At 72.6% G+C, this 14,310-nt stretch carries 14 protein-coding genes; 8 read left to right on the top strand and 6 right to left on the bottom strand.

The features are described 5' to 3' along the window. The first annotated feature begins 24 nt into the window (after nucleotides 1-24). The 5 genes from AC5L3C_RS01395 to AC5L3C_RS01375 are packed head-to-tail and all read left to right on the top strand — an operon-like array spanning nucleotide 25 to nucleotide 4,912. Complete coding sequence (locus AC5L3C_RS01395; protein WP_493646406.1) at nucleotides 25-807, top strand: ABC transporter ATP-binding protein; 783 nt, start codon at nucleotides 25-27, stop codon at nucleotides 805-807. After that, a complete protein-coding gene (locus tag AC5L3C_RS01390; protein WP_493646405.1) occupies nucleotides 804-1,607 on the top strand; it encodes an ABC transporter ATP-binding protein in 804 nt (267 codons plus the stop codon). Before AC5L3C_RS01395 ends, AC5L3C_RS01390 begins: the two co-directional genes overlap by 4 nt. After that, nucleotides 1,604-2,500, top strand: a complete 897-nt coding sequence (locus tag AC5L3C_RS01385) for a branched-chain amino acid ABC transporter permease (RefSeq protein WP_493646404.1) — start codon at nucleotides 1,604-1,606, stop codon at nucleotides 2,498-2,500. The genes AC5L3C_RS01390 and AC5L3C_RS01385 overlap by 4 nt, the downstream gene beginning before the upstream one ends. Further along, complete coding sequence (locus tag AC5L3C_RS01380; RefSeq protein ID WP_493646403.1) at nucleotides 2,493-3,638, top strand: branched-chain amino acid ABC transporter permease; 1,146 nt, start codon at nucleotides 2,493-2,495, stop codon at nucleotides 3,636-3,638. The genes AC5L3C_RS01385 and AC5L3C_RS01380 overlap by 8 nt, the downstream gene beginning before the upstream one ends. Further along, nucleotides 3,635-4,912 (top strand): ABC transporter substrate-binding protein, encoded by a 1,278-nt coding sequence (locus AC5L3C_RS01375; RefSeq protein ID WP_493646402.1) that lies wholly within the window; start codon nucleotides 3,635-3,637, stop codon nucleotides 4,910-4,912. Before AC5L3C_RS01380 ends, AC5L3C_RS01375 begins: the two co-directional genes overlap by 4 nt. A gap of 24 nt (nucleotides 4,913-4,936) precedes the next feature. Here the strand turns inward: AC5L3C_RS01375 and AC5L3C_RS01370 are convergent, their stop codons facing one another. Further along, the gene (locus tag AC5L3C_RS01370; RefSeq protein WP_493646401.1) at nucleotides 4,937-5,419 is read right to left on the bottom strand and encodes an MSMEG_6728 family protein; all 483 of its coding nucleotides are present in this window, start codon (nucleotides 5,417-5,419) and stop codon (nucleotides 4,937-4,939) included. A gap of 105 nt (nucleotides 5,420-5,524) precedes the next feature. Next, nucleotides 5,525-6,568 (bottom strand): L-glyceraldehyde 3-phosphate reductase, encoded by a 1,044-nt coding sequence (gene mgrA, locus AC5L3C_RS01365; protein WP_493646400.1) that lies wholly within the window; start codon nucleotides 6,566-6,568, stop codon nucleotides 5,525-5,527. Between the two features lie 146 nt (nucleotides 6,569-6,714). Between mgrA and AC5L3C_RS01360 the strand changes: the two genes are divergently transcribed. Further along, nucleotides 6,715-7,275 (top strand): snapalysin family zinc-dependent metalloprotease, encoded by a 561-nt coding sequence (locus AC5L3C_RS01360; RefSeq protein ID WP_493646399.1) that lies wholly within the window; start codon nucleotides 6,715-6,717, stop codon nucleotides 7,273-7,275. A 202-nt stretch (nucleotides 7,276-7,477) separates the two neighbouring features. Here the strand turns inward: AC5L3C_RS01360 and AC5L3C_RS01355 are convergent, their stop codons facing one another. The 3 genes from AC5L3C_RS01355 to AC5L3C_RS01345 all read right to left on the bottom strand — a co-directional run bounded on the left by AC5L3C_RS01355 (nucleotide 7,478) and on the right by AC5L3C_RS01345 (nucleotide 11,303). After that, nucleotides 7,478-8,800, bottom strand: a complete 1,323-nt coding sequence (locus AC5L3C_RS01355) for a lipase family protein (protein ID WP_493646398.1) — start codon at nucleotides 8,798-8,800, stop codon at nucleotides 7,478-7,480. Nucleotides 8,801-8,975: 175 nt separating this feature from the next. Next, entirely contained in the window at nucleotides 8,976-10,151 is a 1,176-nt protein-coding gene (locus tag AC5L3C_RS01350; protein WP_493646397.1) for an alpha-lytic protease prodomain-containing protein, read from the bottom strand. 183 nt (nucleotides 10,152-10,334) lie between these two features. Continuing rightward, nucleotides 10,335-11,303: a hypothetical protein gene (locus AC5L3C_RS01345; RefSeq protein WP_493646396.1), complete on the bottom strand. Its 969-nt coding sequence runs from the start codon at nucleotides 11,301-11,303 to the stop codon at nucleotides 10,335-10,337. 144 nt (nucleotides 11,304-11,447) lie between these two features. On the opposite strand from AC5L3C_RS01345, the gene AC5L3C_RS01340 reads away from it, so the two are divergent. Together AC5L3C_RS01340 and AC5L3C_RS01335 are read left to right on the top strand one after the other, a co-directional pair. Beyond that, complete coding sequence (locus AC5L3C_RS01340) at nucleotides 11,448-11,867, top strand: hypothetical protein (RefSeq protein ID WP_493646395.1); 420 nt, start codon at nucleotides 11,448-11,450, stop codon at nucleotides 11,865-11,867. After that, nucleotides 11,864-12,949, top strand: coding sequence for a hypothetical protein (locus AC5L3C_RS01335; RefSeq protein WP_493646394.1), 1,086 nt, complete (start codon nucleotides 11,864-11,866; stop codon nucleotides 12,947-12,949). Before AC5L3C_RS01340 ends, AC5L3C_RS01335 begins: the two co-directional genes overlap by 4 nt. Before the next feature lie 20 nt (nucleotides 12,950-12,969). Here the strand turns inward: AC5L3C_RS01335 and AC5L3C_RS01330 are convergent, their stop codons facing one another. After that, the gene (locus AC5L3C_RS01330; protein WP_493646393.1) at nucleotides 12,970-14,283 is read right to left on the bottom strand and encodes a cation:proton antiporter; all 1,314 of its coding nucleotides are present in this window, start codon (nucleotides 14,281-14,283) and stop codon (nucleotides 12,970-12,972) included. Nucleotides 14,284-14,310: the final 27 nt, after the last annotated feature.

Here is a 14,310-nt window from a genome sequence, read left to right as displayed (position 1 = left end):
GGCGCCCGGCCCCGAGGAGCCGTGATGCCCGAAGCACCACCGGACGGCCCGCCCGCGCTGTACGTCGAGAACGTCGACGTCACCTATGGCCGCGCGCTGTCCGCCCTGCGTTCCGTGTCCCTGACCGTGCCGCCCGGCGGCGTCGTGGCACTGCTCGGCGCCAACGGCGCCGGCAAGACGACCCTCCTGCGGGCCGTCTCCGGCACCCTGCGCCTGCACCGCGGCGCGCTCACGGCCGGCCGCATCCGCTACGGCGGGACGGCGCTCGACGGCAAGGACCCCGTCGCGGCGGTACGCGCCGGAGTCGTCCAGGTCCCTGAGGGACGACGAGTGTTCGCCGGACTCTCGGTCGACGAGAACCTCCGCTCCGGCGGACTCGGTCTCGGCCGGCGCGGACGCGCCCAGGTGCAGGAGGCCCGCGACCGGGTCTTCGCGCTCTTCCCGCGCCTGGCCGAACGCACCCATCAGGCCGCCGGTCTGCTCTCCGGCGGCGAGCAGCAGATGCTCGCCATCGGCCGCGCCCTGATGGCCGCCCCCCGCCTGCTGCTCCTCGACGAGCCCTCCCTCGGCCTCGCCCCGCGGATGGTGTCCCGGATCGCCGGCGTGATCCAAGAGATCAACGCCCAGGGCACCGCCGTACTCCTCGTCGAGCAGAACGCCGGCATGGCGCTCTCCCTCGCCGACCACGCGTACGTCCTCGAGGTCGGCGAGACCCGCCTGTCCGGCCCCGCCGGCGAACTCGCCCGCACCGACGCCGTACGCCGCCTCTACCTGGGCGAGGCCGCCGAGGACCAGGGGGCGGCGTGAAGGACCGCACCACCACCGCACCGCCCGTGCTCGAGGTACGGGACGTCACCGTGCGCTTCGCCGGCCTCACCGCCCTCGACGGCGTCTCCTTCACCGTCGCCCCCGGCTCGGTGCACGCGCTCATCGGACCCAACGGAGCCGGCAAGTCGACCTGCTTCAATGTGCTGTCCGGTCTGTGCCGCCCGGCCGCGGGCACGGTGACGCTCGGCGGCACCGAGCTGACCCGGCTCGCCCCGCACCGCATCGCCGCCCTCGGCGTGGCCCGCACCTTCCAGAACATCGTCACCACCCACGGCACGGTCGCCGACAACCTCATGCTCGGCCGGCACGCCCTGTCCCGCGCCGGATTCGCCGCCAGCGCCCTGCGCCTGCCGAGCGCCGTCCGGGAACAGCGCGGCCATCTCGCCCGGGCCCGGGAGATCGCCGAACTCACCGGGCTGGACGCGCACTTCGACACCCCCGTCGCCCTGCTGTCCTACGGCGACCGCAAGCGCGTCGAACTCGCCCGCGCCCTCTGCCTGGAGCCGCGGGTGCTGCTCCTCGACGAACCGGTGGCCGGAATGAACGCCGCCGAACGCGCCCGCACCGCCGAGGCCGTGGGCGAACTGCGGGCCGGACTCGGCCTGTCCGTCGTCCTCGTCGAGCACGACATGGGCCTCGTCATGCGCCTCGCCGACGACGTCACCGTGCTCGACTTCGGGCGGCCCATCGCCCACGGCACCCCCGACGAGGTCCGCCGGGACCCCGAGGTGCTGCGCGCCTACCTCGGGACCGGCGAGGCAGGGGAGGAGGCGGCATGACCGGATTCCTCGACAACGTCCTCGGCGGACTGGCGCTCGGGGCGGTCTACGCGCTCGTCGCGCTCGGCTTCGTCGTGATCTTCAAGGCCTCGGGCGTGCTCAACTTCGCCCACGGCTCCCTGCTCCTGTTCGGCGGCTACCTCGTCGCCGTCCTCCACGACGACCTCGGGTTCGCCGCGGCGCTCGCCCTGGCGGTCCTCACCACGGCCGCCCTCGCGGGCGCGCTCGACCGCTTCCTGCTGCAACGCGGCGGCCACGACGCCCAGTCGGCCCACGTCCAGACCATCGTCACCATCGGCATCGACATCGTCCTGCTCACCGATCTGGCCCGGCGCATCGGCGGCGACCTGCTGTCGCTCGGCGACCCGTGGGGCGACTCCGTGACCGAGCTGGGGCCGGTGACCGTCGCCGACAGCCGGCTCGCCGCGATCGTGGTGTCGACGGTGGTCATCGCCGCTGTCTTCGCACTGTTCCGGTTCACCTCCTGGGGACTGTCCCTGCGGGCGGCGGCCGAGGACCTGGAGGCCGCCGCGCTCATGGGCGTACGGCTGGGCCGGGTCCGCGCGGGCGCCTGGTGCCTGGCGGGCGCGCTCGCCGCACTGGCAGCGGTCTTCCTCGCCGCGTTCCCCGCGCCGGGCCTGGAGCGCACCACCGGCCAGATCGCGCTCAACGCCTTCCCGGCCGCCATCCTCGGCGGGCTGGCCTCCCCGGCCGGGGCCCTCGCGGGCAGCCTCGTCATCGGCCTGACCGAGGCGCTCGTCGTCGGCTACCAGTCCGAACTGCACGTCCTGGGCGAGGGGTTCGGCGACGTCGCCCCGTACGCGGTCATGCTGCTGGTGCTGCTCGTCCGGCCCACCGGGCTGTTCGGCGCGAAGGGAGCGGCCCGTGTCTGACCGGCCCCTCCCGGCGCTCACCCGCCGGCGCGCCTCACTGCTGCTGCTCGCCGTCGTCCTGTGCCTGCCGCCGTTCTACCTGGACGCCTTCTGGCTGCGCATCGGCCTGTTCTCCATGGCCGCGGCCATCGGCGCCGTCGGCCTGGCCCTGCTCAGCGGCACCGCCGGCCAGCTCTCCCTCGGCCACGCCTTCTTCCTCGCCGTCGGCGCCTACGGCTACGCCTGGCTCGCGGGCGAACCCGGACCGGGACTCCCCCCGGCCCTCGCGGCCCTGCTCGCGGTGCTGCTCGCCGGGACGGCGGGCGGACTGTTCAGCCCCGTCGCCGCCCGGGTCAAAGGCATCTACCTTGGCATCGCGACCCTCGCCCTGGTCTTCCTCGGCCACCACGTCCTGCTGACCGCCGACTCCGTCACGGGCGGCTTCAACGGCCGTTCCGTGCCCCCGCTGACCCTCGGCGGATTCACCTTCGCGGAGAGCGACCCCGAACTGACCGTCCTCGGCGTGCCGTTCGGCGCGGAGGAACGGCTGTGGTTCCTGGGTCTGGCCCTGTTCGCCTTCACCTGGTTCACCGCCCGCGGCCTGCTGCGCGGACGCCCCGGACGGGCGCTCGCCGCCCTGCGGGACAGCGAGACGGCAGCCGCCGTGATGGGCGTCGACGTCGCCAGGCACCGTTCCGCGGCCTTCGTGGTGTCGTCGATGTACGCCGGTCTCGCGGGAGTGCTGCTGGCGCTCGCCTTCCGCCGCGTCGTACCGGACTACTTCTCCCTCGCCCTGTCCGTGGACTACCTCGCCATGATCGTCATCGGCGGCCTCGGTTCCGTCTCCGGAGCCGTCGCCGGCGCCGTGTTCGTCACCGCGCTGCCCCTGCTGATGACCCGCTACGCCGACCAGCTCCCCCTGGTCACCGCCCCCGGCTCCGCCGAGGGCACCGTGGGACCCACTGAGGCGGCCCGCTACCTCTACGGCGCGGCGATCGTCCTCGTCCTGCTGTACGCGCCCGACGGCCTGCACGGCCTGGCCCGCCGGACCCGGGACCGCGTACGGCGCCACCGCACCCGCACCTCCGCCCCGGACACCGCCGTCCCCGCGTCTTCGCAGCCCGCCGCACCCGCACGACCCAAGGAGCACACCCCGTGAACACCACGCACCGCAACCGGCACCGCACCGCCCAGGCCGTTCTCGCCGGCGCCCTCGCCCTGCTGCTCGCGGCCACCGGATGCAGCTCCAAGGCGGAGGGCGGCGACGACAGCGGCAAGGCTGCCGACGGCCTGCGCACCGGGCCCGGCGTCGATGCCGACACCATCAGACTCGGCGCGCTCACCGACCTCACCGGCCCCTACGCCACGCTCGGCAAGAGCATCGTTCAGGCCCAGCAGATGTGGGCCGACGAGGTCAACGCCGACGGCGGCATCTGCGACCGCACGGTCGAGATCGTCGTCAAGGACCACGGCTACGACGTACAGAAGGCGGTCACCGCCTACGCCGACATCACCCCCGACGTCGTGGCGTTGCCCCAGGTCATCGGCTCACCCGTGGTCGCGGCTCTGCTCGACGACATCGAACGCGACACGGTGCTCACCTTCCCGCAGGCCTGGGCGGCCTCCCTGCTCGGCAAGGACGCCATCCAGGTGCTCGGCACCACCTATGACGTCGACATGATCGCCGCGGTCGAGTTCCTCACCCGCACCAAGGGCCTGAAGAAGGGCGACACCATCGGCCACGTCTACTTCGAGGGCGACTACGGGGCCAACGCGCTGGAAGGCTCCGAGTGGGCGGCCGGGCAGGCCGGTCTGAAGGTGGCCGGACAGAAGATCCAGGCCACGGACACCGACCTGTCGGCCCAGGTCTCGGCCCTGCGCAAGGAGGGCGTGAAGGCCGTTCTGATCAGCGCCGGACCCGCGCAGACGGCCTCCCTGGTCGGCGTCGCGGCCTCCCGCGGCCTCAAGGTCCCCGTCGTCAGCAGCGCCCCTGGCTTCGCACCCCAGCTGATGAAGACCCCCGCGGCGCCGGCGCTCGCGGCCATGCTGAACATCGTGAGCGCCGCGCCGGCGGTCAGCTCCGACCTGCCCGGTGTGCGGCGCATGGTGGCGTCGTACCAGAAGAAGTACCCCAAGTCGCCGGTCGACTCCGGCGTGCTGTCGGGGTACAACGCCGCCCAGCTCATGGGCGCCGATCTGAAGGCGGCCTGCGAGGCGGGCGGCCTCACCCGCGAGGACGTCGTCAAAGCACACCGCGCGCAGACGAACGCCGACACCGGCCTCGGCACCCCGCAGAACTTCTCCGACGTCGACCGCCCCGCGAGCGTCGAGACGTATGTGCTCAAGCCCGACGCCAAGGCGGTCGGCGGCGTGGTGAACGCGGAGGACGCGCACGCGGCAGAGGGAGTGGAGGAGTACCTGTCCGCACGGTGACGGACGGCCCCCGGCCGCGTGCCGTCAGTCGGCGACGGCCTCCGGGTCCCGGTCGGACGACGGCCACACGTACGGCAGGTCGTCCGGCTCCCCGGGGAAGAGCTCCGCGTAGACGGCCGGGTCCTTGCGGACCAGCGCCGAGCGGTGGCTGCGGTGCAGGGCCTCGTCCCCGAGCCAGGGCGGCAGCTCGCCCGCCTCGGCCAGCGCCCGCTGGCCGCGCACCGGAGCCCCCGGCCGGACACCGGCCAGGTCGGCGACGAGGGTGGCCGCACAGCTGTCCTGATGGCCCCTCTCGCGCCAGACCCGGCAGACCTCGAGGCCATACCGCACCAGGGCCTCCTCGTAGCCGGTCCACATGCGCACCGCCGGATGACGGCGCCATCCGTAGCCCGGCACGATCAGCCCGCGCAGCACCTGGAGCGCCTCCACCCGCTGCTTGCCGAGCCGGCGCCGGTCGAGCACCAGCGCCGACGCGTGGAAGTCGGGGTACGGCATGAAGGTCTGCATACGACCGTCCGAGGGGCCGGGGTCCTCCGCGCCTCGCCGGCGCGGCTCACCGCACCGCAGTTCCCCTTCCGCGGCCGCGCACACCTCGTGGCGGCCGCCGCGGGCTCAGCCCATCGTGCCCATCCGGGCCTCGCGCCACAGGTCGACGCCGCCCTCCGTGGCGTACTTGTCGATCTCGGCCAGCTCCTCGGCGGTGAAGCCGAGGTTCTCGAGGGCGGCCACGTTCTGCTCCAGTTGTTCGACGCGGGAGGCGCCCATGACCAGCGAGGTGACCCGCGGGTCGCGCAGCGCCCAGGCCAGCGCCATCTGGGCGAGGCTCTGCCCGCGCCGGGCCGCGATGTCGTTCAGTGCGCGCAGCCGGTGCCGCATGTCGTCCGTCAGCCAGGCGGGGTCGAAGGACGTGCCGGCCGCGGCCCGGGAGCCCTGCGGAACGCCGTCCAGATAGCGCCCGGTCAGCAGCCCCTGCGCGAGCGCCGTGAACCCGATGACCCCGAAGCCCTCCTCCTGGGCCACGTCCAGCAGGCCGTCCGTCTCGATCCAGCGGTTCAGCATGTTGTACGACGGCTGGTGGATGAGCAGCGGGGTGCCGAGGTCACGCAGGATGGCCGCGGCCTGCCGGGTGCGCTCGGCGTCGTAGGAGGAGATGCCGACGTAGAGCGCCTTGCCCTGGCGGACGGCGGTGTCCAGGGCGCCCATGGTCTCCTCGAGCGGCGTGGTGGTGTCGAGCCGGTGCGAGTAGAAGATGTCGACGTACTCCAGCCCCATGCGCTTCAGGGACTGGTCCAGTGAGGCCAGCATGTACTTGCGGGAGCCGCCGCCCTGGCCGTAGGGGCCGGGCCACATGTCCCAGCCGGCCTTGGTGGAGATCACCAGCTCGTCTCGGTACGGTGCCAGGTCCTGCTTCATCAGCCGGCCGAAGTTGATCTCCGCCGCACCGTAGGGCGGGCCGTAGTTGTTGGCCAGGTCGTGGTGGGTGATGCCCAGGTCGAAGGCGCGCAGGGCGATCTCGCGCTGTGTCTCGAAGGACCGGTCGTCGCCGAAGTTGTGCCAGTACCCCAGGGACAGCAGGGGGAGGTCGAGCCCCGAGCGGCCGGTGCGCCGGTAGCGCATGGTGCCGTCGTAGCGCTCGGGATGGGCGATGTGGTTCATCGGGTGGTCTCCGGTGATGCGAGCGGGGGTGTCCCGTGGGATGGTGTTGATCCTTGCCCACAGTGCCTCCGGCCGATCGCGAAGTCCAACCGATCCCTTCCATGGAATTCAGCAGCACCGCTTCTGAATCCCGCAGGAGGTCGACCATGCGCATCCGTACGCTGACCGGGGGCCTGGCCGCGGCCCTGGTGCTGTCCGTCCCCGCCCTGACCGGACCCGTCCCGGCCGCGGCCGTCCCCTCCGCCCGCGCCGTCCAGCCCCAGGTGACGGCCGCCCGGGTGCTCACCTACGACGCCAGGGCGGCGGCGGAGTTCCGCTCCGCGGTGGACCGGGGAGCGGCGATCTGGAACGCGAGCGTGGACGGTGTCGAGCTGCGCCCGGCCGCCTCGGGCGAGCGCGCCGACATCCAGGTCGTGGCGGACGACGGCTGGCCGCGTTCCCTCCCCGAATCCCTGGGCAGAGGCACGGTCTACATCGGCCGCCAGGCGGTCGCCCAGGGCCACTCCACGGTCCGCATCGCGGCCCACGAACTCGGTCACATGCTCGGTCTGCCGGACCGCAAGCCCGGCCCCTGCTCCAGCCTGATGTCGGGCGCCAGCGCCGGAACCTCGTGCACCGACGCGAACCCCGGCGCGGCGGAGAAGGCGCAGGTGGAGAAGAACTTCGCGGGAGCGTCGGAGGGCGCGCTCAGCGGCGCGCCCGTATGACCGATGTGACAAGTGAGTCGATCACCGCTACGGTTGTTCCACGTTGAGGCGAGGGGAACTCCCCGAGCCGGGCCGTGCGTTGGTGGTCCAAGGAAAGACGCCCCGCTTCCTGCGGGGAGATGCAGGTGCAAGGCCTGCCCGGCGCTCTTTCGCGAGCCCCGTCCCGATCCGTCGGGACGGGGCTCGTCGCATGGCCCGTGGGTCAGCTCCCGGCGGGCACGGAGCGGCAGTTGGAGCGCGCCGGTTCGCCCTTGAGCCGGTCGGCCAGCCAGCGCACCGCGTCGCCCTGGTCGGTCAGCAGGGGCGCCAGGTGGTTGGTGAGGAGCTTGTCGCCCAGATTGGGCAGCCGTACGGCCTTGTAGGTGACGTCGCCGCCCTTGGCGCACCAGTCCACGGCGAGTTGGCGCGCCTGCCGGTGCGGGACGATGTCGTCCTGGACGCCGGTGGCCAGCCGGACCGGTCCGGTGGGCTTCATCGTGCCGAGGCGCTGCTTGTCGAGGACGGCCTGGGCGGCGGGCTCGCCGGCGATGATCGCGGCGACGGACTTGCCGCTCATGGTCCACTTGGTGCTCTTTGTGAAGCCGTGACCGAGAATCGCGTCCCCGACGCAGGCGGTGGAGATGTCCTTCAGCGCGGCACGTCCGGCGGCGTTGATGTTCGCGTCGACGACCCGGCGCAGTTCGGGCTCGGACTGGGCGAAGCCGTTGATCGACCAGGCCAGCGCGCCGGCCAGGGCGCTGCCGTCGATGCCCTTCATGACCGCCGTCAGATCGGCCGGCGGCGCCCCGCTGTAGGTGCCGACGAGCGGGACCTCGGGGGCGTAGACGCGGTGGAGCTCGGCCGCCGACGCGCTGGCCCCACCGCCCTGGCTGTATCCGTACATGGCCACGCGGGAGGCGTCCGTGACGGAGGCTCCCGGGACCGAGCGCGCGACGCGGGCGGCGTCCAGCATGGCGTGCCCCTGGTCGAGGCGGTTGACGTACGTGTGGAGCCGGTCGGTCGCGCCGAGGCCGACGTAGTCGGTGACGACGACGGCCGCTCCGGTGGCGAGCAGCCGGTGGACGGCCAGTGCCTCGTATCCGAGGGACACCGTGCGGCCGTTGAGGGTCAGGGGGTGCTCCAGGGCGAGCGAGGGGGCGCACTGGTCGCCCTGGCCCATGGTGCCGGAGCCGACCACCACCAGGGGGCGGGGGCCGGCGCCCTTCCATCGGGCGGAGGGCTCGATGTAGGCGCCGGTGACGGCCACCGGCCGTCCGTCGGAGTCCGTGGAGGTGTACATCAGGCGGGTCGCGGTTCCCGGCAGGGAGCGGCCGCCCGGGCCGGGCAGGCTCAGCCCGAGACGCAGCGGCTCGTGCCGGACCAGTACGCCGTTGCCCGCGGGCAGTTCGGCGGGCGGTGTGTAGAAGACGGGGATGGTGACGCCCCGTGAGACCACGGGGCCGCTCGCGGCGGCGGGCGGCGCGGACACGCACACACAGGCGGTCGTGGCGACCACGGTGGTCAGCACGCTGCTGATACGGCTCACGGCTCACTCCTCGCTCTGCTCCGGAAGATGAAACGTGAAACTAACAGCGCTTGTTTACCGCCGGTAACCCGTGAGTAAGTTACGGACCGGTAACTCTTGCTCGCGTGAGGGCCGTGCGCACGGGAACGGGCCCCGCCGGTCGTCCGGCGGGGCCCGCTGGGGGAGTGTCGGACCGTCAGGCCGTGTGCAGGGTCAGTCCGTAGCGGTTGAGGATCTCGTTGACCGGCTGGAACCAGGTCTCGCCTCCGCTGGAGCAGTTGCCCCAGCCTCCGGAGGTGACGCCCTGGGCCTGGTCGCCGCTGATGTACGAGCCGCCCGAGTCACCCCCCTCGGCGCAGACGCTGGTCTTCGTCATCTGGTGCACCGAGCCCTCGCGGTAGTTGACGGTCTCGTTCTTGGCCAGGACCCTGCCGCAGTGCCAGTGGGTCGTGGACCCGGAACGGCAGATCGACGCACCGATCGGCGCCTCGGCGGAGCCGCGCACGAGCTGGTCCGACACGGTGCCCCAGCCGAGCACCACCGGCACGGTCCACCAGCCGCTGCCCACGTTGACCCAGGCGTAGTCGTTGCCCGGGAACGAGGAGCCCTGGAAGTTGCCGATGTACGAGCCGTCCCAGCCCCTGACCTGCTGTCCGACCCCGCCGCAGTGCCCGGCGGTGACGAAGCCGCCGTGCACCGAGAAGCCTATGGAGCAGCGGACGTTGCCGGTGTAGTAGGGGTCGCCGCCGACGGTTCCGGCGGCGAAGGTCTGCGCCTGGTCCGCCACGGTGCGCACGGTGACGGGGCCGGCCTCGCGGGCCTTGGTGACGAAGCTGCGGACATCGTTGTCAGCCCGCTGGGCGTCGACGACGTTCACCACGACCGAGTTGGTGGCCGGGTCCACGGACCAGCTGTTGACGCCGGAGGGCGCGTCGAGGCGGTCGATGCGGGACTTGGCCGCGTCGAGCTGCTTGGCGGTGTGCTCGACGGTGCGGACGGTGGCGCCGGACGCGCGCAGGGCGCGGACCGTGGAGGCGTCGGCGCCGTCGGTGACGGCGACGGTCAGTTTCTCGCTCCTGGCGTCGAACCAGGCGCCGCCGTAGGCGGATCCGGCCGTTCTGCGCGCCTCGGGCGCGAGGTCGGTCGCGGCGCGTTCTGCGGCCAGCCGGTCCTCGGCCTCGGCGCGGGTGAGGCCGAAGTCCCGCTGCATGGCGTCCAGCAGGGCGGAGGAGGCGGGGGCGGAGTCGGCGCCGCGGGCGGTGGGGGAGTCGGGGGCGTCCTGTGCCGAGGCGGGCAGGGCGCCGGCCGCGGTCCAGCTGCCGATCATGAACAGGGCGGCCACGCAGGCACGCGCGAGTCCGGTGCGTCTCATGGAAGGTTGCCCTTCGTCGTTCCAGCAAGGTGGGGGTGGAACAACCGCACTGTGAGAGCGCTCTCGAAGGCGAGTCGAGCAGAGCTTAGCGAGCCGTGAGTGTCAGGTCTATGCCAATGACCGTCTCAATTTCTCCCGGCCGCAGAGGTGTCCGTCACCCCGCCCCGCCCGCGTGACCCAGGGTCAGCGCACGCCCTTTCCCGCCCGCTCCACCTCCTTCGCGGCGTCGTCCGCCGCCCGCCGGGCACGGTCGACGGCACCGGCGGCGGACCGCTGCCGCTTCTCCGCCTCCCGCTCCTCGCGCCGCGCCTGCTCCATCTCGGCGCGCTCCTGACGCAGTTGCTCCTCCAGTGCGGACACCCGCTCCTCGGCCCCCTCGCGCCGCTCCCGCGCGCGCCGGAGCGAGACATCGGCCTCCTCCTGCTCAGCGCTCCGGTCGCGCAGCCGTTCCTCGGCCGTCCGCGCCGCCTCCCGCGCCCTGGCCAGCCGCTCCTGGCGCTCCGCGCGCCGTTGCGCCAGTTCGTCCTTCCGCCGCGCCGACGCCGACGGCGTACCAGCCGGCGTGCGCTCCTTCTCACGCGCCGGTGCCGTCTTCCGCGCCGTTGCCGGCGCGGTGTCCCCGCCCGCGGGAAACCCCGACGGCGGGGCGAGCGCGCTCTCCACCCGCCCGGTGGCCCAGACTTCTGCCGCCTCCGGATCGGCGAGCACGGCCCGCAGGGTCGTCTCCACGTCCCGCTGGACCGCGTCCGACAGTGGATGCCCCGCCTCCCGGGCCAGACCGGCCGCCTGCCGGGAGAGCTCGGAGACGATACGCCGCCGCTGGACCGACAGCTCCCTCAGCCCGCTCGCGTCCAGGGTGGCCTGAGCCTCGCGCAGCGCCCGTCCCAGCTCCAGGAACCGCTCCGCCTCGTCGGGCAGGGAGCGCCGGAGCAGATTCACCGCCCAGGCCGCGAGGGTGGGCCGGCGGGCGGCGTGAATCCGGCGCGCGTCACCGGCCCGCCGCGCCGTCCGCGCGGCCGCGGCCCGCTCCTCGCGCCGGGCGACGAACTCGGACGGCGGCAGCGCGTAGAGCTCGTCGAGCACGGCCTCCACCTCGTCGTACCCGCCGCCTTGCGCATCCTTCGGCGCCTTGCGCGTGTCCTTCCGCGGCATGATCCCCACACTCCACCGCACCTGACGTCGGCGCACTTCGAGGGCATCCGCTGCCCCTCCCACCACCCCCTGCCGGCTCGCACCCCCTTTCACTCCATGAGACGATCGATATCCGGAGTAACCCGGATATCAAGGGTGACCGTCATGCCCAACGACACCGATCCCGGAGCCACGCTCCTCGCCCTCGGCAAGGCAGGGGTGGACTTCAGCATCCCGGAATCCGTGATGGTCGATTTCCTGGGCAACGCGGAGTTCACGCCGTACCCGCACATCGCGGCGGCCTTGCTCAAGCGGCTCGACGGTCACAAGCTCGAGCGCCCGGTCTTCCTGGACGTCATCGTCTTCAATTACGAGCACTCGCCCGGGAATCCGTCGCCCCGCCGTCCGGAGGACGTCGATCCCGCCGTTCTGGAGGCCGCGGTCCTCGAGGGCTTCAACAACCGTTACGCGCGGGAGGAGAAGGCCTTCGCGTCCCTGCTGAAGCCGCTGGACGTCCCGCAACCGCCCCCGCTGCGCACGCTCGCGCTGATGGTGGAAGGCACCGTGAAAGTCCAGGACGGGTGACCCTGGTCGACACGGACAATCCTCAGGTCGAGGTCAGGAGCAACCTGGTCGACGTGCGGGCGGAGTGGGCGAACGGCACGGTGCCGCAAGAAGTGTTCCGGAAGGAGAACAACTGGCGGTTCACCAACGGGGATGCCCGGCTCTCCGTCAGCGGCGGCGAAGCGGATGCCGGTTCGATGCCCGTCCGGGCCGGTTCCCTGAGCGAGGGCGCCCATGCCTGGCCCGCCGCACCGGGCACGTTCAGCAGCACGACCGGTGCCGAGGTCACCCTGTTGTCCCGCATCCGCGTCGGATACCGCCCGGTCGACGTCACGTTGCTGGTCGAGGCCCCCAAGAACGGGTTCGCCGCCAACCGGCGTGAGACGGCGCGCATCGCACTCGACCCGGACGTGCTCCTCGTCCCCGTGGAGGTCGCGCGCTTCTTCTCCGACCGGATACCCGTGGCGAACATTTCGGCGGCCGGTCAGATGGCACTGTGGGACCAGGTCCCCGTCGTCAGCCCGACCGCCAACTTCCGGAGCGTCGACGGGAGTACCGGCGAGCTCAAATCGGCCGAGCGCGCATGGGAGTACTGGCCCACTCTCGACAACGAAGGTCTCTACACCCACCTCGGCTGGGTCTCGCCCGACAGTGTGTGGGGCAAGGCCCGCATCAGGTTCCGGCTGGTCAATTACCTCGACATCAAAACGGACAACGTGCATGCCGCCCCCGTGCCCGGAGAGGGGAAGGACGACAGGCGCCTGCGGGAGAACAGCGACGCCCTGTCCGGCCATCCGCAGCACATCTCCGACAAGCCGGTGATGAAGGTGATCTTCATGCACCGCATCGCACCGCCGGACGCGCCGCAGGTCGGCCAGGCCCTCATCGGCACCGGTGCCATCGGCGTGGCCGCCGGCGCGTCGGACAAGTTCGCCACCATCGCCCATGAGATCGGCCATCTGATCACCGGCTCCCAGACGCACAGCACCCTGCCGGACAACGTCATGAACGACCCCGGGCCGGGAGTCGGGATCACCGACGACCAGATCCAGAAGGCGCGGACCTGGGCGCAGGGCTTCGCGGACTTCTGGTCGCGGCCATGACCGTACGACGACGTCCGTGATCAGAGCCGTTCGCCCGCCACCGTGGCCTCGTCCGGGGCCGTTCCCCGGCCGCCCGACCTCGCTCTGCGCAGCCGGAGGAGGTCGAGGCGGGAGATGACGGGAGTGGCGGTCACGCCGTGCAGGATGACGGACGCCAGCACCGTGAACGTCACCACCGCCCACGCCTGTTCGGCCGGGACGTCGAAACCGGGGGAGCGGGAGCCGAGCGCGTGGGCCAGATAGAACAGCGAGCCGATGCCGCGGATCCCGAAGAAGGCGATCACCAGGCGCTCCCGCGGGCCGGCGGGCGTACCGACCTGGGCCACCCACCCCGCCAGCGGCCGGATCGCCACCAGCAGCAGCACCCCCACCAGCGCCCCCTGCCAGGTCAGCGGCCCCAGTCCGCCCTGGGCGACGAACGCCCCGAGCAGGAACAGCAGGACGGCGGTCAGCAGCCGTTCCACCTGCTCCACGAAGTCGTGCAGCACCCCGTGGAAGCCGTGCGCCCGCTCCGCCGCGCGGATGCGGCAGGCGGTGACGAACACCGCGACGAAACCGTAGCCGTGCAGTAGTTCCGTCACCCCGTAGGCGAGGAGCGTGGCGCCGATGGCGACGAACCCCTCGCGGTGCTCCGACAGCCGCATCGCCCGCCACTCCGCCCGGAAGAACAGCCAGCCCAGCAGAGCGCCGACCGCGAGCCCCGCGCCCACACCCACCGCGCACTTGAACAGCAGGTCGACCAGGGCCCAGCGGGCGATCCCTCCGGCCGTCACCCCGCCCGCGGCGGCCGCGAGTGCGACGGCGGCCAGGACGAAGGGAAAGGCCAGCCCGTCGTTCAGCCCGGCCTCGCTGGTCAGCGCGAAGCGCACCTCGTCCTCGTCGTGCTCGGAATCCGTGGGCGCGCCTACCCGCACCTCCGAGGCGAGCACCGGATCCGTCGGCGCCAGCACCGCCGCCAGCAGCAGTGCGGCGGCCGGCGCCCAGCCCAGCACACCCCAGGCGAGCGCGCCCACCGCCGCCATCGTCAGCGGCATGGTGACGCCCAGCTGCCGCCAGGTGGCCCGCCAGCTCCGCCAGCCGAAGGGCCGGTTCAGGGCGAGTCCGGCACCCATGAGGGAGACGACCACGCAGATCTCCGTGGCATGCTCCACCCAGACCCGGTCCGCCACGGGATCCAGCTCCGGGACCGGCAACGGCAGCAGTTGCAGGGCCACTCCGCAGACCAGGAACACCAACGGCAGCGACAGCGGTACGCGGGCCACCAGGCGGGGCAGCACGGCCGCGAGCAGCGCGCCGGCACCGAGCAGGGTGAACAGAACGTCAGGAGAAGTCACCGCTCACATGTGCCCGCCCCCGGCCGT

This window comes from Streptomyces speibonae, assembly GCF_984686075.1.
The sequence above is the reverse complement of the archived record's forward strand: the minus strand, read 5'-3'. Positions and strand labels throughout refer to the sequence as shown.